Genomic DNA, 25,088 nt, shown 5'->3' with positions numbered 1-25,088 from the left:
GTAACACGCCATGAAACGTACTTTCCAACCAAGCACCATCAAGCGCGCTCGCACCCACGGCTTCCGTGCCCGTATGGCTACCAAGAACGGCCGTGCTGTTCTGTCGCGTCGTCGTGCCAAAGGCCGTAAGCGTCTGGCCATTTGATCTTTCGGCAAAGGTGGTGAGTCAGGACTTCAGTCGGGAAAAGCGACTGCTTACACCCCGGCATTTCAAAGCGGTCTTCGACTCCCCAACCGGCAAGGTTCCAGGGAAAAACCTGCTGATCCTTGCTCGCGAGAACGGTCTCGATCATCCACGCCTTGGCTTGGTGATCGGCAAGAAGAGCGTCAAGCTTGCCGTTCAACGCAATCGCCTCAAGCGCTTGATGCGCGATTCCTTCCGTCTGCACCAGCAAATGCTCGCTGGCCTGGACATAGTGATCGTCGCGCGCAAGGGATTGGGTGAGATAGAAAACCCGGAATTGCACCAACACTTTGGCAAGCTCTGGAAACGCCTGGCGCGCAGCCGGCCCACTCCAGCGGCTAACGCCGATTCCGCAGGGGTAGACAGTCAAGATGCGTAAACTGGTACTCGTTCCGATCCAGTTTTACCGTTATGCCATCAGTCCTCTGATGGCCAGCCACTGTCGTTTTTACCCCAGTTGCTCCTGTTATGCGTTAGAAGCCATTGAAACCCATGGCGTCTTGCGTGGCGGGTGGCTGACCGTTCGTCGCCTGGGGCGTTGTCATCCGTGGAACGACGGCGGTTTCGATCCCGTTCCCCCCGCTCCTTCCTCCCGAACTTCTTCGATAGCCGAGTAATCATGGATATTAAACGCACGATCCTGATCGCCGCCCTGGCAATCGTGTCCTACGTCATGGTCCTGAAGTGGAACGATGACTACGGCCAGGCTGCCTTGCCGACTCAGAATACTGCTGCCAGCACCGTTGCTCCGGGCCTGCCCGATGGCGTACCGGCCGCTAACAACGGCGCCAGCGCCGATGTACCGAGCGCCAACGCCGAGTCGAACGCTGCCGAACTGGCACCCGTTGCACTCAGCAAGGATCTGATCCGGGTCAAGACCGATGTCCTGGAACTGGCTATCGATCCAGTCGGCGGCGACATCGTCCAGCTGAACCTGCCGAAGTACCCACGCCGCCAGGACCATCCGGACATTCCGTTCCAGCTGTTCGACAACGGCGGCGAGCGCCTGTACCTGGCCCAAAGCGGCTTGACCGGTACCGATGGTCCGGATGCCCGCAGCACCGGCCGTCCACTGTACGCCGCCGAGCAGAAGGCCTACCAACTGGCTGATGGCCAGCAACAATTGGTAGTCGACCTGAAGTTCAGCGACAACGGTGTGAACTACATCAAGCGCTTCAGCTTCAAACGCGGTGAGTACGACCTGACCGTCAGCTACCTGATCGACAACCAGAGCGGCCAGGCCTGGAGCGGCAACATGTTTGCCCAGCTCAAGCGTGACGCCAGTGGTGATCCGTCCTCGAGCACCGCCACCGGTACCGCCACCTACCTGGGTGCTGCCCTGTGGACAGCTGGCGAGCCGTACAAGAAAGTGTCGATGAAGGACATCGACAAAGGTAGTTTGAAAGAAAATGTGTCTGGTGGCTGGGTTGCCTGGCTGCAGCACTACTTCGTGACTGCCTGGATCCCTGCCAAGTCGGACAACAACGTCGTCCAGACCCGCAAAGACAGCCAGGGCAACTACATCATCGGTTATACCGGCCCGGCCATTAGCGTACCTGCTGGCGGCAAGGTCGAAACCAGCGCCATGCTGTACGCCGGCCCGAAGATCCAGTCCAAGCTCAAGGAACTGTCCCCAGGCCTGGAACTGACTGTCGATTACGGCTTCCTGTGGTTCATCGCCCAGCCGATCTTCTGGTTGCTGCAACATATCCACAGCCTGCTGGGTAACTGGGGCTGGTCGATCATTGTGCTGACCATGCTCATCAAAGGCTTGTTCTTCCCACTGTCGGCCGCCAGCTACCGCTCGATGGCGCGCATGCGTGCCGTGGCGCCGAAGCTTGCCGCACTGAAGGAACGCTTCGGTGACGATCGCCAGAAGATGTCCCAGGCGATGATGGAGCTGTACAAGAAAGAGAAGATCAACCCGCTGGGCGGATGCTTGCCGATCCTGGTACAGATGCCGGTGTTCCTGGCCCTGTACTGGGTGTTGCTGGAAAGCGTCGAGATGCGCCAGGCGCCATGGATGCTGTGGATCACTGACCTGTCGATCAAGGACCCGTTCTTCATCCTGCCGATCATCATGGGCGCGACCATGTTCATCCAGCAGCGCCTGAACCCGACGCCGCCGGATCCAATGCAGGCCAAGGTGATGAAAATGATGCCGATCATCTTCACCTTCTTCTTCCTGTGGTTCCCAGCTGGCCTGGTGCTGTACTGGGTTGTGAACAACTGCCTGTCGATTTCGCAGCAGTGGTACATCACCCGCCGTATTGAGGCAGCCACCAAAAAAGCTGCTGCTTGACGGGCTACTGCGCTAGCCTGTGAATAAAAACGCCCCCTCGGGGGCGTTTTTGCTATCTGTCGTTTTTGTCGTAGAGGCTTTCGAGCATGAACACTGTGCGTGAAACCATCGCTGCCATCGCAACCGCACAAGGACGCGGAGGGGTGGGCATCGTCAGGCTGTCCGGCCCACTGGCGGCCAAGGCTGGCCAGCTCATCACCGGCCGCACACTGACGCCGCGCCATGCCCACTACGGGCCATTCCGCGACCAGGAAGGGCTGGTACTGGATGAAGGCATTGCGCTGTTCTTCCCCGGCCCCCACTCGTTCACCGGTGAGGACGTCCTCGAGTTGCAGGGGCATGGTGGCCCGGTGGTTCTGGACATGCTCTTGCAACGCTGTGTGCAGGCGGGTTGCCGCTTGGCGCGGCCGGGTGAGTTCAGTGAGCGGGCGTTCCTCAACGACAAGCTCGACCTGGCACAGGCCGAAGCGATTGCCGACCTGATCGAAGCCAGTTCCAGCCAGGCAGCACGCAACGCCCTCCGATCGCTGCAAGGCGAATTCTCCAAACGTGTGCATAGCTTGACTGAAGCACTGATCGCGCTGCGGATCTATGTCGAGGCAGCGATCGACTTCCCAGAGGAAGAGATCGACTTCCTTGCCGATGGCCACGTCCTGTCGATGCTCGACGCAGTGCGTGGCGTGTTGTCCACAGTGCAGCGTGAGGCGGGGCAGGGTGCGCTGCTTCGTGATGGCATGACGGTGGTGATCGCCGGCAGGCCCAATGCAGGTAAATCGAGCCTGTTGAATCAATTGGCCGGTCGTGAAGCGGCAATCGTCACCGACATCGCGGGTACCACGCGGGATATCCTGCGTGAACATATCCACATCGATGGCATGCCGCTGCACGTCGTCGATACGGCCGGTCTGCGCACTACCGACGACCATGTGGAAAAGATTGGCGTCGAGCGCGCGCTCAAGGCCATAGGGGAGGCCGATAGGGTGTTGCTGGTGGTCGACTCCACCGCCCCTGAGGCCAGTGATCCGTTCGCCTTGTGGCCGGAGTTTCTTGATCAACGGCCTGATCCGGGCAAGGTCACACTGATTCGTAACAAAGCCGATCTCAGTGGCGAACCTGTAGGGCTGGAGCAGTGCGATGACGGTCATGTAACCATCACCCTGAGCGCCAAAGGTTCCGATCACGGCCTGCAGCTGCTACGCGACCACCTGAAAGCCTGCATGGGTTATGAACAGACTGCAGAGAGCGGCTTCAGCGCACGCCGGCGCCACCTCGATGCCCTGCGCCAAGCCAGTGCTCACCTGGAGCACGGTCGTGCGCAGTTGACCTTGGCCGGGGCCGGTGAGTTGTTGGCTGAGGACCTGCGTCAGGCACAGCATGCGCTGGGTGAGATCACGGGCGCCTTCAGCTCGGATGACCTGCTGGGGCGGATCTTCTCGAGTTTCTGCATCGGTAAGTAGCTTTTCAACCACACCTTTCATGAGGCCGCTCTCCTTGGAGCGGCTTTTTTTTGCCCGAGATTTGATCACCGGGCCTTAGGGACACGAATGAGAGATGCAGATTTTTAATCAACAGCCTGAAAAACACACGCATGAGCCCTGTGGAAAAGTCGCCTTCAGCTCCGTTGATAACCCTGCTTTTTTTCTGAGGACAATCTACCCTGTGGGTAAATAGGCATTTCATCCACAGGCTAAATCGGCTTATCCATAGCCCTCATGGTACTTCAGCCACAGGGTTCAATTTTGCTCTACACAGCGTATCTAGTGGCCTGCATAACGTTATCCACAGATAGGTGCGTGCATAAGAATAAACATAAAAACAAAGCTTTTTTAAATTTCTTCTCTCTAGTTTCTGTTATCAGCCATTCATCCACAGCCTGGTCAAAATTTGCGCAAAAGGTTTCTTTAGGGGGGGTGAAGTCCCTATACTTGTCCGCTTACCTTCTCTATTCGCAAAAACAGGCACGAGGTGCGTGGTGGATTTCCCTTCCCGTTTTGAAGTGATCGTCATCGGCGGCGGCCATGCCGGTACCGAGGCTGCGCTTGCGTCTGCACGCATGGGTGTAAAAACCCTGCTGCTGACCCATAACGTGGAAACCCTCGGTCACATGAGCTGCAACCCAGCCATCGGTGGCATTGGCAAAAGCCATCTGGTCAAAGAGATCGATGCGCTCGGCGGTGCCATGGCACTGGCCACTGACAAGAGCGGCATTCAGTTCCGCGTGTTGAACAACCGCAAGGGCCCGGCTGTTCGCGCCACGCGTGCACAGGCCGACCGCGCCATCTACAAGGCTGTGGTTCGCGAAATCCTGGAAAACCAGCCGAATCTGTGGATATTCCAGCAGTCCTGTGACGACCTGATCGTCGAGCAAGACCAGGTCAAAGGCGTGGTTACGCAAATGGGCGTGCGGTTCTTCGCCGATTCCGTGGTGCTCACTACCGGTACTTTCCTGGGTGGCCTTATCCACATCGGCCTGCAGAATCATTCCGGCGGCCGCGCTGGTGATCCACCTTCGATCGCCTTGGCCCACCGCATGCGTGAACTACCGCTGCGCGTCGGTCGACTGAAAACCGGCACGCCTCCGCGCATCGACGGTCGTTCGGTGGATTTTTCGGTGATGACCGAGCAGCCGGGTGACACACCAATCCCGGTCATGTCGTTCATGGGCAATGCCGCGATGCACCCGCGTCAGGTCAGCTGCTGGATTACCCATACCAATGCGCGGACCCACGAAATCATCGCTTCGAACCTCGACCGTTCGCCAATGTACTCGGGTGTCATCGAAGGTGTCGGCCCACGTTACTGCCCGTCGATCGAGGACAAGATCCATCGCTTTGCCGACAAGGAAAGCCATCAGGTGTTCATCGAGCCGGAAGGGCTGAACACCCACGAGCTTTACCCCAACGGTATCTCCACTTCTCTGCCGTTCGACGTGCAGCTGGAGCTGGTGCGCTCGATTCGCGGCATGGAAAACGCGCACATCGTGCGCCCGGGCTACGCCATCGAGTACGACTACTTCGACCCGCGTGATCTCAAGTACAGCCTCGAAACCAAGGTGATCGGCGGCCTGTTCTTCGCTGGCCAGATCAACGGCACCACTGGTTACGAAGAAGCCGGCGCCCAGGGCCTGCTGGCCGGTACCAATGCCGCGCTGCGCGCGCAGGGCCGCGAAAGCTGGTGCCCGCGCCGTGACGAGGCCTACATCGGGGTGCTGGTCGACGACCTGATTACCCTGGGTACCCAAGAGCCGTACCGCATGTTCACCTCGCGGGCCGAATACCGCCTGATCCTGCGAGAAGACAACGCCGACCTGCGCCTGACCGAGCAAGGCCGTGAGCTTGGCTTGATCGACGACGAGCGCTGGGCTGCGTTCTGTGCCAAGCGTGATGGCATCGAGCGTGAGGAACAGCGCTTGAAAACAACCTGGGTGCGTCCGAACACCCCACAGGGCCAGGCCGTTGTGGATAAGTTCGGTACTCCGCTGAGCCACGAATACAGCCTGCTCAACCTGCTTGCGCGGCCAGAGGTGGATTACGCTGGGCTGATCGAAGCGACCGGCGGCGAACAAATCGATCCACAGGTTGCCGAACAGGTCGAAATCAAGACCAAATACGCCGGTTACATCGATCGCCAACAGGACGAGATCGCTCGCCTGCGCGCCAGCGAGGACACCCGCCTGCCTGTGGATATCGACTACACCTCGATTTCCGGCCTGTCCAAGGAAATCCAGGGCAAGCTCGGCCAGACTCGCCCGCAGACGCTCGGCCAGGCTTCGCGCATCCCTGGCGTGACACCAGCGGCCATTTCCCTGTTGTTGATTCATCTGAAAAAACGCGGCGCTGGCCGCGAATTGGAGCAAAGCGCTTGAGTTCCCTGGTCACCCCGCAACACGCTGAAGAGTTGTCCACAGGTGCACGCCAGCTTGGTGTCGAGCTGAGCGCCGAACAGCACGAACGGCTGCTTGGCTACCTGGCCCTGTTGATCAAATGGAACAAAGCCTACAACCTGACCGCCGTGCGCGACCCTGACGAGATGGTTTCGCGGCATCTGCTGGACAGCCTCAGCGTCATGGGTTTTATCCACAGTGATCGCGATACCTGGCTTGATGTCGGCAGCGGCGGTGGCATGCCAGGGATTCCATTGGCTATCCTGCATCCGCACAAACGCGTAACGGTGCTGGACGCCAATGGCAAGAAAACCCGCTTCCTCACCCAGGTGAAGATGGAGCTGAAACTGGACAACCTGACGGTTATCCACAGCCGGGTCGAGGCCTTCCAGCCAGCACAGCCGTTCAGCGGTATCATCTCTCGCGCCTTCAGCAGCATGGAGAACTTCACCAACTGGACCCGCCACTTGGGCGACACCGGGACGCAATGGCTTGCAATGAAGGGGCTGCATCCTGCCGATGAACTGGTAGCATTGCCCGCAGACTTCACAGTGGAAAGCGAGCAGGCCCTGACCGTTCCAGGTTGCCAGGGCCAGCGCCATCTGCTGATACTGCGCCGCAAGGCATGACTGGGAACACACGCAACAATGGCTAAGGTATTCGCAATCGCGAACCAGAAAGGTGGAGTGGGTAAGACCACCACCTGTATCAATCTCGCCGCATCGCTGGCTGCGACCAAGCGTCGTGTGCTGCTGATCGACCTCGATCCGCAGGGCAACGCCACCATGGGCAGCGGTGTGGACAAACACGAACTCGAACACTCGGTCTACGACCTGCTGATCGGGGAATGCGACCTTGCCCAGGCCATGCACTACTCCGAGCATGGTGGCTTCCAATTGCTGCCGGCCAACCGCGACCTGACTGCCGCGGAAGTGGTGCTGCTGGAAATGCAGGTCAAGGAGAGCCGCCTGCGCAATGCCTTGGCGCCGATCCGCGAGAATTACGACTTCATCCTCATCGATTGCCCCCCGTCGCTGTCGATGCTGACGCTCAACGCCCTGGTGGCCTCCGATGGCGTGATCATACCCATGCAGTGTGAGTATTACGCACTGGAAGGCCTCAGCGATCTTGTGGATAACATCAAGCGTATCGCTGCCCGTCTGAACCCCGAGCTGAAGATCGAAGGGTTGCTGCGTACCATGTACGACCCGCGTCTGAGCCTGAACAACGATGTATCGGCGCAGCTCAAGGAGCACTTCGGCGAGCAGCTCTACGATACCGTCATTCCGCGCAACATCCGCTTGGCCGAGGCACCGAGTTTTGGCATGCCGGCGCTGGCCTACGACAAGCAATCGCGTGGCGCATTGGCCTATCTGGCCCTGGCCGGTGAACTGGTTCGCCGTCAACGCCGTCAATCACGCACTGCACAAACAACTTAAGGAATCCGCATGGCCGTTAAGAAACGAGGTCTCGGACGTGGGTTGGATGCACTGCTCAGTGGTCCTTCCGTCAGCGCGCTCGAAGAGCAGGCTGTCAAGATCGACCAGAAAGAACTGCAACACCTGCCGGTCGAGTTGATCCAGCGCGGCAAATACCAGCCGCGTCGTGACATGGATCCGCAGGCGCTGGAAGAACTGGCGCACTCGATTCGCACGCACGGCGTGATGCAGCCCATCGTGGTGCGCCCGATCGAGGGCAACCGCTACGAGATCATCGCGGGTGAGCGCCGCTGGCGCGCCACGCAGCAGGCCGGCCTGGACACCATCCCGGCGATGGTGCGCGAAGTGCCTGATGAAGCTGCCATCGCCATGGCCCTCATCGAGAACATCCAGCGAGAGGACCTCAACCCGTTGGAAGAGGCCCTGGCCCTGCAACGCCTGCAACAGGAGTTCGAGCTGACCCAGCAGCAGGTGGCCGATGCCGTCGGCAAGTCGCGGGTGACCGTGGCCAACCTGCTGCGCCTGATCTCGCTGCCTGAAGCGATCAAGACCATGCTTGCCCATGGTGATCTGGAGATGGGGCACGCACGTGCGCTGCTCGGTCTTGAGCAAGATCGCCAGGAAGAGGGGGCGCGTCATGTTGTCGCACGCGGGCTCACTGTGCGCCAAACTGAGGCACTGGTGCGCCAGTGGCTCAACGGCAAACCTGACCCGGTAGAGCCGAGCAAACCTGATCCGGATATCGAGCGCCTTGAACAGCGGCTTGCAGAGCGCCTGGGCTCCCCGGTGCAGATTCGTCACGGAAACAAGGGAAAAGGCCAGTTGGTTATTCGCTATAACTCGCTTGACGAGTTGCAGGGCGTCCTTGCTCACATCCGCTGAAACAATTCCAGTTGTAGCGCGCAGTCGGAAATCACTACCCAAGAGTTGAATAGGGGTTAATCCACCCCTATACTCTGCGCGCATTTTGTCGGCACAATTTATGCCAAGTCGTTACTGACTTGTTGGTCGACTTCGAGGAGCAGTTGTGATGGAAATACGCACGCCAAACCGCCTGCCTTTCCATCGCTGGGCGGTTTTTCCGGTACTGCTGGCTCAATGTGTAGTGCTTCTGCTGGCAACATTGGTGTTGTGGCAGTGGAAAGGGGCAGTCAGTGGATATTCAGGTCTCTGCGGAGGTTTGATTGCCTGGCTACCCAATATGTATTTCGCCTGGAAGGCTTTTCGCTTTAGCGGAGCCCGGGCGGCGCAGGCCATCGTCAAGTCGTTTTACGCAGGCGAGGCCGGCAAGATGATTTTGACGGCAGTGCTATTCGCACTGACCTTCGCAGGAGTGAAGCCACTGGCGCCGTTAGCAGTCTTCGGCGTCTTCGTGTTGACCCTTTTGGTCAGCTGGTTTGCGCCCCTGCTGATGAATAAAAGACTTTCGAGACCTTAGGGCGTTTGAGGCAACCATGGCAGCAGAAACCGCTTCGGGCTATATCCAGCACCACTTGCAGAACCTGACCTACGGTCAACTACCAGACGGCAGCTGGGGCTTCGCCCATTCGGCTGCAGAAGCCAAGGCAATGGGCTTCTGGGCATTCCACCTGGACACCCTGGGTTGGTCCGTCGCGCTGGGTCTGATCTTCCTGTTCATCTTCCGCATGGCGGCGAAGAAGGCGACCTCCGGCCAGCCTGGCGGTCTGCAGAACTTCGTCGAAGTGATGGTCGATTTCGTCAACGGCAGCGTGAAGGACTCCTTCCACGGCCGCAGCCCGGTGATTGCGCCGCTGGCACTGACCATCTTCGTCTGGGTATTCCTGATGAACGCCGTCGACCTGGTACCGGTCGACTGGATTCCTCAGCTGGCCATCATGATCTCCGGTGATCCGCACATTCCGTTCCGCGCCGTGTCGACCACCGACCCGAACGCGACGCTGGCCATGGCCTTCTGCGTGTTCGCCCTGATCATCTTCTACAGCATCAAGGTCAAGGGCCTGGGCGGCTTCATCGGTGAGCTGACCCTGCACCCGTTCGGCAGCAAGAACATCTTCGTGCAGATCCTGCTGATTCCGGTCAACTTCCTGCTCGAATTCGTCACCCTGATCGCCAAGCCGATCTCGCTGGCGCTGCGACTGTTCGGCAACATGTACGCCGGTGAGCTGGTGTTCATCCTGATCGCCGTGATGTTCGGCTCCGGCCTGCTGTGGCTGAGCGGCCTGGGTGTGGTGCTGCAGTGGGCGTGGGCTGTGTTCCACATCCTGATCATCACCCTGCAAGCTTTCATCTTCATGATGCTCACCATCGTCTACCTGTCGATGGCTCACGAAGATAACCATTAAGACCGCCTGGCGTGTCTGATAGCCTTCCCCGCTCGTTTGGGGGGAGGGCTTTAAAAGTCCGCAAGGGCAGCTGTTCCAAACGATTCGTTTTACCGCTTCAAACTAAAAACCTAACCAATACGACGTAAAAGTCGGGAGGAAAGATGGAAACTGTAGTTGGTCTGACCGCTATCGCTGTTGCTCTGCTGATCGGCCTGGGTGCTCTGGGTACCGCCATTGGTTTCGGCCTGCTGGGCGGCAAATTCCTGGAAGGTGCTGCTCGTCAGCCTGAGATGGTTCCGATGCTGCAGGTCAAAATGTTCATCGTTGCCGGTCTGCTCGACGCCGTAACCATGATCGGTGTTGGTATCGCTCTGTTCTTCACCTTCGCGAATCCGTTCGTTGGTCAGATCGCCGGCTAATCACTCGTATTCACGAGTTGATGGCTGTATGAATTAAGACCGAGCGAGGTGTTGGCGTGAACATTAATGCAACCCTGATTGGCCAATCCGTTGCTTTCCTGATTTTTGTACTCTTCTGCATGAAGTATGTATGGCCTCCGGTCATCACTGCTCTGCAAGAGCGTCAAAAGAAGATTGCCGACGGCTTGGACGCTGCCAACCGCGCAGCTCGCGACCTGGAGCTGGCCCAAGAGAAAGCGGGTCAGCAACTGCGTGAAGCTAAAGCACAGGCAGCCGAAATCATTGAGCAAAGCAAGAAACGCGCTGCTCAGCTTGTCGAGGAAGCCCGTGACCAGGCCCGCGTCGAAGCTGACCGTGTGAAGGCTCAGGCTCTGGCCGAGATCGAGCAGGAACTGAACAGTGCCAAAGACGCCCTGCGTGCCCAAGTGGGTGCCCTGGCCGTTGGCGGTGCTGAAAAGATCCTTGGCGCCACAATCGATCAAAACGCGCATGCGGAGCTGGTTAACAAACTGGCCGCTGAAATTTAAGCGAGGGCGATCATGGCAGAACTGACCACGTTGGCCCGACCTTACGCTAAGGCTGCCTTCGAGCATGCCCAGGCCCATCAGCAACTGGCCAATTGGTCAGCCATGCTCGGCCTGGCTGCTGCGGTGTCGCAAGACGACACCATGCAGCGCCTGCTCAAGGCCCCGCGACTGACGAGCGCAGAAAAGGCCGCCACGTTCATTGACGTGTGCGGTGACAAGTTCAATGCACAGGCACAGAATTTCATTCGTGTTGCCGCGGAAAACGACCGTCTCCTGCTTCTGCCGGAGATTGCAGCTCTGTTCGACCTGTACAAGGCCGAGCAAGAGAAATCCGTGGACGTGGAAGTCACCAGTGCTTTTGCGTTGAACCAAGAACAGCAAGACAAACTCGCCAAGGTTCTCAGTGCACGGTTAGGCCAGGAAGTGCGCCTGCACGCGTCGGAGGATGCCAGCCTGATTGGTGGCGTCGTCATCCGCGCTGGTGACCTGGTAATCGATGGCTCTGTTCGCGGCAAAATCGCGAAACTGGCCGAAGCCTTGAAATCTTGAGTTTGAAGGGGCAGCAGAGCAATGCAGCAACTCAATCCTTCCGAAATTAGTGAAATCATCAAGGGCCGCATCGACAACCTCGATGTGAGCTCCCAAGCCCGTAACGAAGGTACCGTCGTTTCGGTTTCCGACGGTATCGTGCGGATCCACGGTCTGGCCGACGTCATGTACGGCGAAATGATCGAGTTCCCTGGCGGCGTCTACGGTATGGCCCTGAACCTGGAGCAAGACTCCGTAGGTGCAGTGGTCCTGGGTGCCTATGACACCCTCGCCGAAGGCATGAGCGCCAAGTGCACCGGCCGCATCCTGGAAGTTCCAGTTGGTAAGGAACTGCTGGGTCGCGTCGTCGACGCACTGGGCAACCCGATCGACGGCAAAGGTCCTCTGGGCAACACCGAGACCGACGCGGTCGAGAAAGTGGCTCCAGGCGTGATCTGGCGTAAGTCGGTAGACCAGCCTGTACAGACTGGCTACAAGTCCGTCGACGCCATGATCCCGGTCGGCCGTGGCCAGCGTGAGCTGATCATCGGTGACCGTCAGATCGGTAAGACCGCCATGGCCATCGACGCCATCATCAACCAGAAAGACTCCGGTATTTTCTGCGTTTATGTTGCTGTCGGCCAGAAGCGTTCCACCGTTGCCAACATCGTTCGCAAGCTGGAAGAAAACGGCGCCCTGGCCAACACCATCGTGGTGGTTGCCAGTGCTTCGGAATCCGCCGCACTGCAATTCCTGGCGCCATACGCCGGTTGCACCATGGGCGAGTTCTTCCGTGACCGCGGCGAAGACGCACTGATCGTTTACGATGACCTGTCCAAGCAGGCTGTTGCCTACCGTCAGATCTCCCTGCTGCTGCGCCGTCCACCAGGACGTGAAGCGTACCCAGGCGACGTGTTCTATCTCCACTCCCGTCTGCTGGAGCGTGCATCGCGCGTTTCGGAAGAGTACGTCGAGAAGTTCACCAACGGTGCTGTAACTGGCAAAACCGGTTCCCTGACCGCGCTGCCGATCATCGAAACCCAGGCTGGCGACGTTTCCGCGTTCGTTCCGACCAACGTGATTTCCATCACCGACGTTCAGATCTTCCTGGAATCGGCCATGTTCATCTAGGTCATCCGCCCTGAAGTGATCGCCGGTGTTTCGGTATCCCGCGTAGGTGGTGCCGCTCAGACCAAGATCTTCAAGAAGCTCTCCGGTGGTATCCGTACCGCTCTGGCTCAGTACCGTGAACTGGCGGCATTCGCCCAGTTCGCTTCTGACCTGGACGAAGCCACCCGTAAGCAGCTCGAGCACGGTCAACGTGTTACCGAGTTGATGAAGCAGAAGCAATACGCTCCGATGTCCATCGCGGACATGGCGCTGTCGCTGTATGCCGCTGAGCGTGGGTTCCTGACCGACATTGAAATCGCCAAGATCGGTAGCTTCGAACAAGCGCTGATTGCCTACTTCAACCGTGATCACGCCGAACTGATGGCCAAGATCAATGTGAAGGGTGACTTCAACGACGAAATCGACGCTGGTATCAAAGCCGGTATCGAGAAGTTCAAGGCCACCCAAACCTGGTAAGCCGCGGCGGGGGCTTTGGCCCCCGCTTGCTAACCTGATAGGTGATACATGGCAGGCGCAAAAGAGATTCGCAGTAAGATTGCGAGCATCAAAAGCACGCAAAAGATTACCAGCGCCATGGAAAAAGTGGCGGTCAGCAAAATGCGCAAGGCTCAAATGCGCATGGCTGCTAGCCGTCCTTATGCGGAGCGTATCCGCCAGGTGATCGGTCATCTGGCCAACGCCAACCCGGAGTACCGCCACCCCTTCATGATCGAGCGCCCTGTAAAGCGTGCCGGTTATATCGTGGTGAGCAGTGACCGTGGTCTGTGCGGTGGCTTGAACACCAACCTGTTCAAGGCCTTGGTCAAGGACATGAACGTCAACCGCGAACAGGGCGTGGAAATCGACCTGTGCGTGATCGGCAGCAAAGGTGCGACTTTCTTCCGCATCTTTGGCGGCAACGTCGTAGCAGCGATCAGCCACCTGGGCGAAGAGCCATCGATCAATGATCTGATCGGCTCCGTCAAAGTGATGCTGGACGCCTACCTGGACGGCCGTATCGATCGCCTCTCCGTGGTGTCGAACAAGTTCGTCAATACCATGACCCAAACTCCGACGGTCGAGCAGTTGGTACCGTTGGTGGCAACCCCGGATCAGGAACTCAAGCACCACTGGGATTACCTGTACGAACCCGACGCCAAAGAGCTGCTGGACGGCTTGATGGTGCGTTACGTGGAGTCGCAGGTGTACCAGGCGGTGGTCGAGAACAACGCTGCTGAACAAGCAGCCCGGATGATCGCCATGAAGAACGCCACAGACAACGCCGGTGACCTGATCAGCGAACTCCAGCTGATCTACAACAAGGCGCGTCAGGCTGCGATCACCCAGGAGATCTCGGAAATCGTCGGCGGCGCTGCCGCGGTTTAACGGTTCAAATATTCAGAGGATCCAGCTATGAGTAGCGGACGTATCGTGCAAATCATCGGCGCCGTCATCGACGTGGAATTCCCACGTGACGGCGTACCGAGTGTTTACAACGCGCTGAAAGTGGAAGGCGCGGAAACCACTCTGGAAGTTCAGCAGCAGCTGGGCGACGGCGTGGTTCGTACTATTGCGATGGGCTCGACCGAAGGCTTGAAGCGCGGTCTGAACGTCATCGACAGCGGCGCGGCCATTTCCGTCCCGGTCGGTAAAGCGACCCTGGGCCGTATCATGGACGTGCTCGGCAACCCGATCGACGAAGCTGGCCCGATCGGCGAAGAAGAGCGTTGGGGCATTCACCGCGACGCACCTTCCTTCGCTGACCAGGCAGGCGGCAACGACCTGCTGGAAACCGGCATCAAGGTTATCGACCTGGTTTGCCCGTTCGCCAAGGGTGGTAAGGTGGGTCTGTTCGGTGGTGCCGGCGTCGGCAAGACCGTAAACATGATGGAACTGATCCGTAACATCGCCATCGAGCACAGCGGTTATTCCGTGTTCGCTGGTGTGGGTGAGCGTACTCGTGAGGGTAACGACTTCTACCACGAGATGAAGGACTCCAACGTTCTCGACAAAGTAGCCTTGGTCTACGGTCAGATGAACGAGCCACCAGGAAACCGTCTGCGCGTAGCGCTGACCGGCCTGACCATGGCTGAGAAGTTCCGTGACGAAGTTAAAGAAGATCTGCTGTTCGTCGACAACATCTATCGTTACACCCTGGCCGGTACCGAAGTATCCGCACTGCTGGGCCGTATGCCTTCGGCAGTAGGTTACCAGCCGACCCTGGCTGAAGAGATGGGCGTTCTGCAAGAGCGCATCACCTCCACCAAGGAAGGTTCGATCACCTCGATCCAGGCCGTATACGTGCCTGCGGACGACTTGACCGACCCGTCGCCAGCGACCACCTTCGCCCACTTGGACGCCACCGTCGTTCTGTCCCGTGACATCGCCTCCCTGGGTATCTACCCAGCGGTCGACCCACTGGACTCGACTTCGCGCCAGCTGGACCCGAACGTCATCGGCAACGAGCACTACGAAACCGCTCGCGGTGTTCAGTACGTGCTGCAGCGTTACAAAGAGCTGAAGGACATCATTGCGATCCTGGGTATGGACGAACTGTCCGAATCCGACAAGCAGCTGGTATCCCGCGCTCGTAAGATTCAGCGCTTCCTGTCCCAGCCGTTCTTCGTGGCAGAAGTCTTCACTGGTTCCCCAGGTAAATACGTTTCCCTGAAAGACACCATTGCTGGCTTCAGCGGCATCCTCAAAGGTGACTACGACCACCTGCCAGAACAAGCGTTCTACATGGTCGGCAGCATCGAAGAAGCCGTCGAGAAAGCCAAGAAACTGTAATCCCGGCGCCCCGAGAGGGGCGCTAATCAGGTTGAGGCAAGCAGATGGCTATGACAGTCCATTGCGATATCGTCAGCGCGGAAGGAGAGATTTTCTCCGGTCTGGTCGAGATGGTGGTTGCGCACGGTAACCTGGGTGATCTTGGTATCGCTCCAGGCCACGCGCCGCTGATCACCAATCTGAAGCCAGGTCCGATCACGCTGACCAAGCAGGGTGGCGCCCAAGAGGTGTATTACATCTCTGGTGGTTTCCTCGAGGTTCAGCCGAACATGGTCAAGGTGCTTGCCGATACCGTGCAACGTGCTACAGACCTGGATGAAGCTCAGGCACAGGAAGCCCTCAAGGCTGCCGAGAATGCCCTGAGTCTGAAAGGCGCGGACTTCGATTACGGCGCCGCCGCCGCACGTCTGGCCGAGGCCGCAGCTCAGCTGCGTACCGTCCAGCAAATGCGCAAAGGCAAGTAATCGGCCCCGGCTGATCACTGCTGTTGCGATTGAGTAAAAGGGTAGCCTCGGCTACCCTTTTTCTTTTTCCGAATTCCCCTCTCGGTCATTTTTCTGACCGCCCAGGATTGGTAGCCAGTCAATGTCACTCGATATCGTTATTCTCGCCGCCGGCCAAGGTACCCGCATGCGCTCGGCGCTGCCCAAGGTGCTGCATCCGGTGGCCGGCAACTCCATGCTCGGTCATGTTATCCACAGCGCACGGCAGCTTGAGCCTCAAGGCATTCACGTAGTGATTGGCCATGGTGCGGAGCAGGTGCGTGAGCGCCTGGCAGCCGACGATCTGAATTTCGTTATGCAGGACAAGCAACTGGGTACCGGGCATGCCGTTGCCCAAGCCCTGCCGGCGATCACAGCCGACACGGTACTGGTGTTGTATGGGGACGTACCGCTGATTGAAGTGGAAACCCTGCAACGCCTGCTGGCCAAGGCCACAGACCAGCAGCTGGGCTTGCTCACCGTTAACCTGCAAGACCCGACCGGTTACGGGCGCATTGTGCGTGATGCCCAAGGCAAGGTGACTGCGATCGTCGAGCACAAGGACGCCAGCGATGCGCATAAAGCGATCAAAGAAGGTAATACCGGTATTCTGGCCCTGCCAGCCGCTCGTCTTGCCGACTGGATGGGACGGTTGTCGAACAACAACGCCCAAGGCGAATACTACCTGACCGACGTCATCGCCATGGCGGTCGCTGATGGCCTCGTGGTGGCTACCGAGCAACCGCACGACCCCATGGAAGTGCAAGGTGCCAACGACCGGCGCCAGCTGTCCGAACTCGAGCGCCACTATCAATTGCGCGAAGGCCGTCGACTGATGGCTCAGGGTGTGACCCTGCGTGACCCGGCTCGCTTCGACGTGCGTGGTGAAGTGACCGTTGGCCGCGATGTGCTGATCGACATCAACGTCATCCTCGAAGGCAAGGTCGTGATCGAGGACGATGTTCAGATTGGCCCTAACTGCGTGATCAAGGACAGCACCCTGCGCAAAGGCGTGGTGGTCAAGGCCAACAGCCATATCGAAGGCGCCGTGATGGGCGAGGGTAGCGATGCTGGCCCGTTCGCGCGTCTGCGCCCAGGCAGCGTGCTGGATGCCAAGGCCCATGTGGGTAACTTTGTCGAGCTGAAGAATGCCCACCTGGGTGAAGGCGCCAAGGCGGGTCATTTGAGCTATCTGGGTGATGCCGAGATCGGTGCACGAACCAACATCGGAGCCGGCACCATCACGTGCAACTACGATGGCGCCAACAAGTTCAAGACCGTGATGGGCGAGGATGTATTCATCGGCTCGAACAACTCGTTGGTTGCGCCTGTGGATATCGAGGCGGGGGCCACGACCGCGGCGGGTTCGACGATTACCCAGACCGTCGAGGCTGGCCAACTTGCCGTGGGACGTGCGCGCCAACGCAACATCGATGGCTGGAAGCGGCCGGAGAAGATCAAGAAGAGCTGATTATCCACAGCTCTTTCGATCGAAAGCCGACTTATGTGGATAAGTCGGCTTTTTTTTTTGCTGCATAAATGACATCAGAGGGGCATACCGGGGCGCGGTGGTCGGCGCTCGAAAACCAAGGCCGCAATCATTTATCCACAAGCCAGTATTTTTTCGGATTGGCAGCCTTGACGAATCCTCTTCGATAGGTTTTGATTGCAATCATTATCTTTCGAATCGAAACTTAAGCGCCCATGTCGAAACGAAACACCCCCCAGCGCCGTCACAACATCCTGGCCATGCTCAGTGAGCAAGGCGAGGTTAGTGTGGACGCATTGGCCAAGCGCTTTGAAACCTCGGAAGTCACTATTCGCAAGGACCTCGCTGCCCTTGAGGCCAATGGCTTGCTGCTGCGTCGCTACGGCGGCGCGGTACCGGTTCCGCAGGAAATGCTTGGTGAAACTGCGCAGCCGGTGTCGGCTTATAAGAAAGCCATCGCCCGCGCTGCTGTCGGCCGTATTCGTGAACACGCTCGGATCATCATCGACAGTGGCAGTACCACCGCCGCGATGATCCCGGAGCTCGGTCGCCAGCCAGGCCTGGTGGTGATGACCAACTCGTTGAACGTGGCCCGCGCCATCAGCGAGCTTGAGCATGAACCCGTGCTGTTGATGACCGGCGGCACCTGGGACCCGCATTCCGAGTCTTTCCAGGGCCAGGTCGCCGAGCAGGTCCTGCGCTCATACGATTTCGACCAGTTGTTCATCGGCGCCGATGGCATCGACCTCAACCGCGGTACCACGACGTTCAATGAGCTGCTGGGCCTGAGCCGAGTCATGGCCGAGGTGGCCCGCGAGGTGATCGTGATGGTCGAATCGGACAAGGTCGGGCGCAAGATCCCTAATCTTGAACTGCCCTGGGGCAGTGTCAGCACCCTCATTACAGACGAACGCCTGCCAGCTGTGGCACGCGAACAGATTCAAGCCCGCGGCGTCAACCTGATCTGCGCCGCGATCAGCCAGGAGAAATAATCATGTGTGGAATCGTTGGCGCCGTCGCCGAACGCAACATCACCGCCATTCTCATCGAGGGCCTGAAACGGCTTGAGTACCGCGGGTACGATAGCGCCGGCCTTGCCGTTTATACCCAGCAGGGTGAACTGCAGCGCCGACGCCGCATCGGCAAAGTGGCTGAACTGGAAGCTGCCAACACTGCCGACCCGTTGATCGGCCAGTTGGGCATTGCACACACCCGTTGGGCCACCCACGGCGCGCCGACCGAAGGCAATGCCCACCCGCATTTCTCGGGTGAAGAAGTGGCGGTTGTACACAACGGTATCATCGAGAACCATGAAGAGCTGCGCGAGGAGCTCAAAGGCCTGGGTTATGTGTTCAATTCGCAAACCGATACCGAGGTCATCGTCCACCTGATCCACCACACCCTCCAGGCCATCCCGGACCTGGCGGATGCACTGAAGTCTGCGGTCAAGCGCCTGCATGGGGCCTATGGCCTGGCACTGATCAGCGTGAAACAACCTGATCGCCTGGTTGCTGCGCGCAGTGGCAGCCCCTTGGTAATTGGCCTCGGCCATGGTGAGAATTTCCTGGCGTCCGACCAGTTGGCGCTGCGCCAGGTCACTGACCGCTTCATGTACCTGGAAGAGGGCGACATCGCCGAAATCCGCCGTGACCAGGTCAAGGTCTGGGACCAGGCCGGCAACGCGGTACAGCGCGAAACCGTGCAGTATCACGAAGGCGCCGAAGCCGCCGACAAGGGCGCATACCGCCACTTCATGCTCAAGGAGATTCACGAGCAGCCAAGCGTGGTTCAGCGTACGCTGGAAGGCCGCCTGGGCAAGGACCATGTGCTGGTCCAGGCCTTTGGCCCACAGGCCGCGGAGCTGTTCGCCAAGGTGCGCAACGTGCAGATCGTAGCCTGTGGTACCAGCTACCACGCCGGTATGGTTGCCCGTTATTGGCTGGAAAGCCTGGCCGGTATCCCTTGCCAGGTCGAAGTCGCCAGTGAGTTCCGCTACCGCAAGGTGGTGGTCCAGCCGGACACCCTGTTCGTTTCGATTTCCCAATCTGGCGAAACTGCCGACACCCTCGCGGCCCTGCGTAATGCCAAGGAACTGGGCTTCCTCGGCAGCCTGGCCATCTGCAACGTGGGTATCAGCTCGCTGGTACGCGAATCCGACCTGACCCTGCTGACACTGGCCGGCCCGGAAATCGGCGTGGCATCGACCAAGGCGTTCACGACCCAGCTGGTATCGCTGATGCTGCTGACCCTGGCCCTGGGCCAGGTGCGTGGCACCCTCGAGGCTGGTGTGGAAGCGGAGCTGGTCGAAGAGCTGCGTCGCCTGCCGGCACGCCTGGGCGAAGCACTGGCCATGGACCACACCGTCGAAAAGATCGCCGAGCTGTTCGCCGACAAGCACCACACGCTGTTCCTGGGCCGGGGGGCGCAGTACCCAGTTGCGATGGAGGGTGCGCTCAAGCTCAAAGAGATTTCCTACATCCACGCCGAAGCGTACCCGGCAGGTGAGCTCAAGCATGGCCCGCTGGCGCTTGTGGATAACGACATGCCGGTGGTGACTGTGGCGCCGAACAACGAGCTGCTGGAGAAGCTCAAGTCGAACCTGCAGGAAGTCCGCGCCCGGGGTGGTGAGCTGGTGGTGTTCGCCGATGAGCACGCTGGTATGAGCAACGGCGAAGGTACTCATGTGATCAAGGTGCCGCACATCGCTGACGCACTGGCACCGATCCTGTACACCATCCCGCTGCAGTTGCTGTCGTATTACGTGGCGGTGCTCAAGGGTACGGATGTCGACCAACCGCGTAACCTGGCTAAGTCGGTGACGGTGGAATGAGGGCGACAGCGACCGGCCATGGTGGTCGATTTAGGGAATTAAATCTGTCGCACGAGAATTAAAGCTGTCGCACGAGAATTAAAGCTGTCGCAGGTAACCCTATTCGGGACCAATCCGGGTTGGCGGGGTGCAGTGATGCACCCCATTGTCCCGCCTTAAAATTACGCCTCATAGAACCTAGTCTCCAATAACTCTAGAGATTAGATTTTTCAAGGCACAAAAAACTCTGCTTCAGAAGAGATATCAATGCTTTGGCATATCTTGGACAGGGATGCTAATGCCTCGGCTGATAACTGTAAATATATAATCTCTACCTCTTGATTGTCGTCGAGTAGTAGAGACATTCCTATGCCTTTGCCTGTATATTTACTTATTCCGCAATACTTTTCTAAAAACTTAACTCCTAGGTTTTCTATTAAGTAATTGCAAATATTTTTAGACAGACGCTCAGAGCTTTCAAACTCCCAGCCATCCTCTCCGAGAATCCTGCTGGCCCTGATCGGGACTATAAATGCAGCTTTATGTTGTTTAGTCATTGCATCACTCCCAAATTTCGACTGGAATTTTTTTCGACCCTGGGCACTGGGCCGCTCGAACTGGTTATTTGCCGGATCGCTGCGCAGTGGCAAACGGGCGGCGGCGATCATGAGTCTGATTCAGTCAGCGCGTATGAATGGGCATGATGCGTATGCCGATCTCAAAGATGTGCTGATGCGGCTGCCGACGCAGGGGGCCAGTGATATCGGGCAATTGCTGCCGCATCAGTGGGTGTCGGCCTGAATCACGCTGAGTTGGTGTGCGCTACGGAACGCCCTTTCTTACCGTGTCGGGTCATACGAGTTGAGTACCGCATCCCACTGCATTTCATGGTCTTCGACCGCAACATTCCATTCGCAACCTGACACCGCGATACGAATGTCCAATAAGCACTTACACCAATATTGTATGCCGACCCATGATGCGTCTTCTTGGTTATCAGGGAGCTTGGTGGCGCCCGAAAACACGAGGCCCTTCTTTAGAAAACGACTTGGCTCCAGGTTGGTTAAGAAATCGAATGACTCCCAATTCAGGCCAGAGCCGAGGGAGGGGGGCTTTCGATTTGATCATCTACACAGTAGCGACAAACAATCTCCTCAATAACGCTTACCTCGTGCGAGCTGAGCGAGGCCTTTCGCCTAGCAGTGTAATAGATGGATATTGCCAAAATGCACCCTCAGAGTCGGTAACTGTAATTGGGGTGAAGCCTACCGGGCTTGCGTCCGTTCGACTACGCAAGGTGTGTTAGCCGGACACTTACCGATAAGCTCGCGACAGGTCATGTGCTCAAAACGGTTGAGGTAAAGAGTCTCTCAGAGGCGCTTGGGTGGCCTGGGTGTTACGGCTTCAACCGGCTGCTTCAAGGCCATACGATGATGGCTGCGACGCAAGTCTTTAAAGGTGATTGGGACCACTCTAACTCGGGCAAGTATATCTCCGAGGGCGAGCGGTTCACCGAATGGGAAGCGGCCTGAATTGCCCCTAGTCTTGTAGGCACCTCCTACCCTCCTGATGAGGCCCTAACAGGAGGTGGCATGCAGCTGTTAGTCGACTATGGGAGACGCTATTTCCTGAGCTTGGAGAATGTCTAGGAAACCAGGGGCGATTCAGGCCGCTGCAACGAGCTCCGAGACCATTGAACGCCGCTGCTTGATGAGGGCCGAGCTGCAGGTCAAGCCTTCATGAGGCTACGTAGAGGTACGCGGCCTGGAGAGAGCTCACGCTGCATCAGGAAAGGTCACGCCAGATCACGGCGGTTAATCAAATTTGATTGACATACGTGCCATCTATCCATATATTTTTTCTCAACGCATGAGGGGCGACTCTCGTGCCTACCTTCCGAGACCCGCCTAGCGAAAGCAGCGGGTTTTCGTGTATCTGGGGCAAGGAATCCGGTAGATATGACGCATTACGTCGCGTACCTGGACGAATTCGGGCACGTCGGCCAATACGTCTCGCGCAACCACCCGCAGTACAAAACACACCCCGCCTTTGGGTTCGCTGGCTTGATACTCCCGGCCACCGAAATCCGCGAGTTCGCTATTTTTTTCTTCAAGCTGAAATGCCAGCTTCTGAAGTTCGACCTCGAAAACGACAACCCCCGAGGCCTGCCGGCGTACCAGTGGGAAAAGAAGGGGTCCCAGCTTTACGCCCTGCGCAACGTTGTCAAATACCCGGAGCTGCGCCGGGCTACGTTCCGGATCCTGAACCACATCAAGAAGGTCGGCGGCTACGTCTTCTACACGGGCATGCACAAGGTCACCGATCCTGATGCACACAACTCAACCGAGACGTTCAAGCGGCAGCTCCTGCAGTCGGTGCGCAAAATCGACCGTTTCTGTGCCCAGTCCGACTCCACCTTCATGCTTATGCTCGATGAGCAGCGCGTCGGCAACGAGTGGCGGGAGAAAAACGTCGAGGTCTGCACGCTGGCCATGTTTGAGGACGCCTCCGAGAAGTGCCGGACGCTGATCGAGCCGCCCATCCAGGCAGAAAGCCACCTGTTCCAGACGATCCAGGCAGCGGACTGGATCTGCGGCCTTCTCGGGCGCCTGATTGCCCTGATGGTAGCGCCGGATGAGTACCAAGAGCTGGAGCCGTTCGACAAGTTTTTCTCGGCACGCCTCGCAGAGGTTCTACTGGACAGCAGCGGACTCGAGCACCAAAAGACCGCCGAGATCCCAGCCGAATATGCCGGCGAGGCCATTCCAGACGCCGAAGGCGAGCTGGTTGGCGAGTAAACCCTACATGCAAAAGCTCATGGGCAAACCAAGGGCTTTTTGCTGTTCCCGGGTGAGATCCGCGCTGACGTGCATATCACCGTAAACTTCAGCATTGCGGTTACGGCAAAGCACAGCTGAGAAACATCTTCAGCATGGAAATTGGATAGATGCGCTGCCGCCACTTGCTGAAAGATTTGGAGGTTGTGCTCGCTGACAAAGCGCTGGTCGGTGCGCCTGAAACCTGAGGGTGCCAAGCCCCAGCTTTTGCTGCGCTTCAACGCCTGGGCAAATCGTTCCTCGTAGCCGCGGGCTGGTTGGCCGATCAGCTGCTTAATCCGGTTGAGGGAAGGGCACACTTCCCTCTACCGGCGGCTCACCCGCCCTCAGCGTCAGGCTCCTGATTCAGCCTGATGAGTATTTTCAGTCATGCTGTATTAGGCAGCCCCTGATGATTTACACCAATTCCCGCAAACGCTCTTCAGTTCACTGAATTCACAGTGACAACCCCAGTGCGGAGGCGGTTGTTGCGGAGTGTCGAACCTCAGATCTGCATCGCCATCCCATCCACGTTCATCGCCGCCTGGCGCAAGGCCTCGGAGCGGGTGGGGTGCGGGTGGCAGGTGAGGGCGATGTCTTCAGCGGAGGCGGAGAACTCCATTGCCACGCAGAATTCGCCGATCATCTCGCTGACGCTTGGGCCGACCAGATGCACGCCCAGTACTTCATCGGTGTTGGCATCGGCGATGACTTTGGCGAAGCCTTCGGTTTCATGGTTGATCTTCGCGCGGCTGTTGGCGGTGAAGGGGAACTTGCCCACTTTGTAGGCGCGGCCTTCTGCCTTGAGCTGCTCTTCGGTCTTGCCGACGCTGGCCAACTCGGGGCGGGTATAGATCACGCCGGGGATCAGGTTGTAATTGACCTCGTGGGGTTTGCCGGCGATGCGCTCGATGCAGGCGGCGGCTTCGTCTTCGGCCTTGTGCGCCAGCATCGGGCCGGAGGTGACGTCGCCAATCACCCACACCCCCGGCACCGAGGTGCGATGGTGCTCGTTGGTGAGCATGCCGCGTTTATCGGTTTGCAGCCCGACGCTTTCCAGATTCAGGCCTTGGGTATAAGGACGACGGCCGATGGCAACCAGCACGTAGTCGGCTTGCAGCGTTTCTGCAGTACCGCCTGCGGCCGGCTCCAGCGTCAGGCTCACGCCGTCGGGTGAGGCCGTCGCTTGGGTCACCTTGCTGCCGAGCTTGAAGGCCATGCCTTGCTTGGCCAGTGCCTTTTGCAGGGTCTTTGCCGTTTCCTCATCAGTACCGGGGCAGATGCGGTCCAGGTATTCGATGACGGTGACCTGGCTGCCCAGGCGGCGCCACACCGAACCCAGCTCCAGGCCGATCACACCAGCGCCGATCACGATCAGGTGCTTGGGCACCTCGGGGAGGGCCAGGGCGCCCGTGGAGTCGATGATGCGTTGGTTATCGATAGTCACGCCGGGCAGGGGAGTGGGCTCGGAGCCGGTAGCGATGACGATGTCCTTGGCCTGCACCGCGGTCTCGCTGCCGTCCTCGGCTTTGACGATAACCTTGCCGACGCCATCCAGGCGGCCCCAGCCTTTGATCCACTCGACCTTGTTCTTGCGAAACAGGTACTCGATGCCCTTGGTCAGGCCAGTCACGCTCTCGTCCTTCTGTTTCATCATCTGGGCGAGGTTCAGGGTTGGCGTCACCTCGATGCCCAGGTGGGCAAACTCGTCACCGCTGGCGGCCTCATACAATTCGGAGGCATGCAGCAATGCCTTGGACGGCATGCAGCCCACATTGAGGCAGGTGCCGCCAAGGGTCGAGCGGCCTTCCACACAGGCGACACTCAAGCCCAGTTGCCCAGCACGAATCGCCGCGTTGTAGCCGCCGGGGCCACCGCCGATGATCACCACGTCATAGGATTTCATGGGTTTCTACTCCAGATGAGGAAGCGCGAGAGGGACACAAGGTTAAGCTGAGAACGGCAAATTGTATACAATCTGAAATATTCATAGATCAGTTAGTT

At 58.4% G+C, this 25,088-nt stretch carries 23 protein-coding genes and 2 pseudogenes; 23 read left to right on the top strand and 2 right to left on the bottom strand.

The window, feature by feature from the left end; genetic code table 11:
- Positions 1–10 precede the first annotated feature (10 nt).
- The 21 genes and pseudogenes from rpmH to glmS all read left to right on the top strand — a co-directional run bounded on the left by rpmH (position 11) and on the right by glmS (position 20,289).
- Positions 11–145 carry a 50S ribosomal protein L34 gene (gene rpmH, locus ACIPZC_RS00520; protein ID WP_003253163.1) on the top strand — a complete coding sequence of 45 codons (135 nt, stop codon included), beginning with the start codon at positions 11–13 and terminating at the stop codon, positions 143–145.
- A gap of 13 nt (positions 146–158) precedes the next feature.
- Positions 159–563 carry a ribonuclease P protein component gene (gene rnpA, locus ACIPZC_RS00515; RefSeq protein ID WP_080516507.1) on the top strand — a complete coding sequence of 135 codons (405 nt, stop codon included), beginning with the start codon at positions 159–161 and terminating at the stop codon, positions 561–563.
- On the top strand, positions 556–801 hold the full coding sequence (gene yidD / locus ACIPZC_RS00510) for a membrane protein insertion efficiency factor YidD (RefSeq protein WP_241806864.1): 246 nt from the start codon (positions 556–558) through the stop codon (positions 799–801). The genes rnpA and yidD overlap by 8 nt, the downstream gene beginning before the upstream one ends.
- 2 nt (positions 802–803) lie before the next feature.
- On the top strand, positions 804–2,486 hold the full coding sequence (yidC, locus tag ACIPZC_RS00505; protein WP_400624045.1) for a membrane protein insertase YidC: 1,683 nt from the start codon (positions 804–806) through the stop codon (positions 2,484–2,486).
- An 86-nt stretch (positions 2,487–2,572) separates the two neighbouring features.
- Positions 2,573–3,943 carry a tRNA uridine-5-carboxymethylaminomethyl(34) synthesis GTPase MnmE gene (mnmE, locus tag ACIPZC_RS00500; RefSeq protein ID WP_241806862.1) on the top strand — a complete coding sequence of 457 codons (1,371 nt, stop codon included), beginning with the start codon at positions 2,573–2,575 and terminating at the stop codon, positions 3,941–3,943.
- A 515-nt stretch (positions 3,944–4,458) separates the two neighbouring features.
- The gene (mnmG, locus tag ACIPZC_RS00495) at positions 4,459–6,351 is read left to right on the top strand and encodes a tRNA uridine-5-carboxymethylaminomethyl(34) synthesis enzyme MnmG (RefSeq protein WP_400624042.1); all 1,893 of its coding nucleotides are present in this window, start codon (positions 4,459–4,461) and stop codon (positions 6,349–6,351) included.
- Positions 6,348–6,998, top strand: a complete 651-nt coding sequence (gene rsmG / locus ACIPZC_RS00490) for a 16S rRNA (guanine(527)-N(7))-methyltransferase RsmG (protein WP_241806860.1) — start codon at positions 6,348–6,350, stop codon at positions 6,996–6,998. Before mnmG ends, rsmG begins: the two co-directional genes overlap by 4 nt.
- A gap of 18 nt (positions 6,999–7,016) precedes the next feature.
- The gene (locus ACIPZC_RS00485) at positions 7,017–7,808 is read left to right on the top strand and encodes a ParA family protein (protein ID WP_012316952.1); all 792 of its coding nucleotides are present in this window, start codon (positions 7,017–7,019) and stop codon (positions 7,806–7,808) included.
- A gap of 9 nt (positions 7,809–7,817) precedes the next feature.
- Complete coding sequence (locus ACIPZC_RS00480; RefSeq protein ID WP_241806859.1) at positions 7,818–8,690, top strand: ParB/RepB/Spo0J family partition protein; 873 nt, start codon at positions 7,818–7,820, stop codon at positions 8,688–8,690.
- Between the two features lie 148 nt (positions 8,691–8,838).
- Entirely contained in the window at positions 8,839–9,246 is a 408-nt protein-coding gene (locus ACIPZC_RS00475) for a F0F1 ATP synthase subunit I (protein WP_241806858.1), read from the top strand.
- A gap of 16 nt (positions 9,247–9,262) precedes the next feature.
- The gene (gene atpB / locus ACIPZC_RS00470) at positions 9,263–10,132 is read left to right on the top strand and encodes a F0F1 ATP synthase subunit A (RefSeq protein WP_241806857.1); all 870 of its coding nucleotides are present in this window, start codon (positions 9,263–9,265) and stop codon (positions 10,130–10,132) included.
- Between the two features lie 143 nt (positions 10,133–10,275).
- The gene (gene atpE / locus ACIPZC_RS00465) at positions 10,276–10,533 is read left to right on the top strand and encodes a F0F1 ATP synthase subunit C (protein ID WP_003097235.1); all 258 of its coding nucleotides are present in this window, start codon (positions 10,276–10,278) and stop codon (positions 10,531–10,533) included.
- Positions 10,534–10,589: 56 nt separating this feature from the next.
- Positions 10,590–11,060 (top strand): F0F1 ATP synthase subunit B, encoded by a 471-nt coding sequence (locus ACIPZC_RS00460; RefSeq protein ID WP_003260032.1) that lies wholly within the window; start codon positions 10,590–10,592, stop codon positions 11,058–11,060.
- Between the two features lie 12 nt (positions 11,061–11,072).
- Entirely contained in the window at positions 11,073–11,609 is a 537-nt protein-coding gene (locus ACIPZC_RS00455) for a F0F1 ATP synthase subunit delta (RefSeq protein ID WP_039605254.1), read from the top strand.
- Between the two features lie 21 nt (positions 11,610–11,630).
- A pseudogene (gene atpA, locus ACIPZC_RS00450) lies at positions 11,631–13,175 on the top strand (F0F1 ATP synthase subunit alpha).
- A gap of 48 nt (positions 13,176–13,223) precedes the next feature.
- Positions 13,224–14,084, top strand: a complete 861-nt coding sequence (gene atpG / locus ACIPZC_RS00445) for a F0F1 ATP synthase subunit gamma (protein ID WP_012316947.1) — start codon at positions 13,224–13,226, stop codon at positions 14,082–14,084.
- 27 nt (positions 14,085–14,111) lie between these two features.
- Complete coding sequence (gene atpD / locus ACIPZC_RS00440; RefSeq protein WP_400624034.1) at positions 14,112–15,488, top strand: F0F1 ATP synthase subunit beta; 1,377 nt, start codon at positions 14,112–14,114, stop codon at positions 15,486–15,488.
- Between the two features lie 44 nt (positions 15,489–15,532).
- On the top strand, positions 15,533–15,952 hold the full coding sequence (locus ACIPZC_RS00435; RefSeq protein ID WP_012316945.1) for a F0F1 ATP synthase subunit epsilon: 420 nt from the start codon (positions 15,533–15,535) through the stop codon (positions 15,950–15,952).
- 121 nt (positions 15,953–16,073) lie between these two features.
- Positions 16,074–17,441 carry a bifunctional UDP-N-acetylglucosamine diphosphorylase/glucosamine-1-phosphate N-acetyltransferase GlmU gene (glmU, locus tag ACIPZC_RS00430; RefSeq protein WP_400624029.1) on the top strand — a complete coding sequence of 456 codons (1,368 nt, stop codon included), beginning with the start codon at positions 16,074–16,076 and terminating at the stop codon, positions 17,439–17,441.
- Positions 17,442–17,674: 233 nt separating this feature from the next.
- On the top strand, positions 17,675–18,451 hold the full coding sequence (locus tag ACIPZC_RS00425; RefSeq protein WP_241806852.1) for a DeoR/GlpR family DNA-binding transcription regulator: 777 nt from the start codon (positions 17,675–17,677) through the stop codon (positions 18,449–18,451).
- A 2-nt stretch (positions 18,452–18,453) separates the two neighbouring features.
- Positions 18,454–20,289 carry a glutamine--fructose-6-phosphate transaminase (isomerizing) gene (gene glmS, locus ACIPZC_RS00420; protein WP_400624025.1) on the top strand — a complete coding sequence of 612 codons (1,836 nt, stop codon included), beginning with the start codon at positions 18,454–18,456 and terminating at the stop codon, positions 20,287–20,289.
- A gap of 209 nt (positions 20,290–20,498) precedes the next feature.
- On the opposite strand, the gene ACIPZC_RS00415 is transcribed toward glmS, so the two are convergent.
- Entirely contained in the window at positions 20,499–20,936 is a 438-nt protein-coding gene (locus ACIPZC_RS00415; RefSeq protein ID WP_400624834.1) for a hypothetical protein, read from the bottom strand.
- Between ACIPZC_RS00415 and ACIPZC_RS00410 the strand changes: the two are divergent.
- Both ACIPZC_RS00410 and ACIPZC_RS00405 read left to right on the top strand, forming a co-directional pair.
- Positions 20,851–21,069, top strand: a pseudogene (locus ACIPZC_RS00410) (transposase domain-containing protein); the annotation flags it as partial. The gene ACIPZC_RS00415 and the pseudogene ACIPZC_RS00410 overlap by 86 nt on opposite strands.
- 1,157 nt (positions 21,070–22,226) lie before the next feature.
- Positions 22,227–23,066 (top strand): DUF3800 domain-containing protein, encoded by an 840-nt coding sequence (locus tag ACIPZC_RS00405; protein ID WP_400624022.1) that lies wholly within the window; start codon positions 22,227–22,229, stop codon positions 23,064–23,066.
- 523 nt (positions 23,067–23,589) lie between these two features.
- Here ACIPZC_RS00405 and lpdA read toward each other — a convergent pair.
- Positions 23,590–24,990: a dihydrolipoyl dehydrogenase gene (gene lpdA, locus ACIPZC_RS00400; RefSeq protein WP_400624019.1), complete on the bottom strand. Its 1,401-nt coding sequence runs from the start codon at positions 24,988–24,990 to the stop codon at positions 23,590–23,592.
- Positions 24,991–25,088: the final 98 nt, after the last annotated feature.

Source organism: Pseudomonas sp. NPDC089743 (assembly GCF_044748785.1).
Taxonomy (GTDB): Bacteria; Pseudomonadota; Gammaproteobacteria; order Pseudomonadales; family Pseudomonadaceae; genus Aquipseudomonas; species Aquipseudomonas putida_X.
The sequence above is the reverse complement of the archived record's forward strand: the minus strand, read 5'-3'. Positions and strand labels throughout refer to the sequence as shown.

Coding starts and splice junctions, on each gene's coding strand:
- rpmH (WP_003253163.1), top strand. CDS start 11: ATGAAACGTACTTTCCAACCAAGCACCATCAAGCGCGCTCGCACCCAC.
- yidD (WP_241806864.1), top strand. CDS start 556: ATGCGTAAACTGGTACTCGTTCCGATCCAGTTTTACCGTTATGCCATC.
- yidC (WP_400624045.1), top strand. CDS start 804: ATGGATATTAAACGCACGATCCTGATCGCCGCCCTGGCAATCGTGTCC.
- mnmE (WP_241806862.1), top strand. CDS start 2,573: ATGAACACTGTGCGTGAAACCATCGCTGCCATCGCAACCGCACAAGGA.
- ACIPZC_RS00485 (WP_012316952.1), top strand. CDS start 7,017: ATGGCTAAGGTATTCGCAATCGCGAACCAGAAAGGTGGAGTGGGTAAG.
- ACIPZC_RS00480 (WP_241806859.1), top strand. CDS start 7,818: ATGGCCGTTAAGAAACGAGGTCTCGGACGTGGGTTGGATGCACTGCTC.
- ACIPZC_RS00475 (WP_241806858.1), top strand. CDS start 8,839: ATGGAAATACGCACGCCAAACCGCCTGCCTTTCCATCGCTGGGCGGTT.
- atpB (WP_241806857.1), top strand. CDS start 9,263: ATGGCAGCAGAAACCGCTTCGGGCTATATCCAGCACCACTTGCAGAAC.
- atpE (WP_003097235.1), top strand. CDS start 10,276: ATGGAAACTGTAGTTGGTCTGACCGCTATCGCTGTTGCTCTGCTGATC.
- ACIPZC_RS00455 (WP_039605254.1), top strand. CDS start 11,073: ATGGCAGAACTGACCACGTTGGCCCGACCTTACGCTAAGGCTGCCTTC.
- atpG (WP_012316947.1), top strand. CDS start 13,224: ATGGCAGGCGCAAAAGAGATTCGCAGTAAGATTGCGAGCATCAAAAGC.
- atpD (WP_400624034.1), top strand. CDS start 14,112: ATGAGTAGCGGACGTATCGTGCAAATCATCGGCGCCGTCATCGACGTG.
- ACIPZC_RS00435 (WP_012316945.1), top strand. CDS start 15,533: ATGGCTATGACAGTCCATTGCGATATCGTCAGCGCGGAAGGAGAGATT.
- glmU (WP_400624029.1), top strand. CDS start 16,074: ATGTCACTCGATATCGTTATTCTCGCCGCCGGCCAAGGTACCCGCATG.
- ACIPZC_RS00425 (WP_241806852.1), top strand. CDS start 17,675: ATGTCGAAACGAAACACCCCCCAGCGCCGTCACAACATCCTGGCCATG.
- glmS (WP_400624025.1), top strand. CDS start 18,454: ATGTGTGGAATCGTTGGCGCCGTCGCCGAACGCAACATCACCGCCATT.
- ACIPZC_RS00415 (WP_400624834.1), bottom strand. CDS start 20,936: ATGATCGCCGCCGCCCGTTTGCCACTGCGCAGCGATCCGGCAAATAAC.
- ACIPZC_RS00405 (WP_400624022.1), top strand. CDS start 22,227: ATGACGCATTACGTCGCGTACCTGGACGAATTCGGGCACGTCGGCCAA.
- lpdA (WP_400624019.1), bottom strand. CDS start 24,990: ATGAAATCCTATGACGTGGTGATCATCGGCGGTGGCCCCGGCGGCTAC.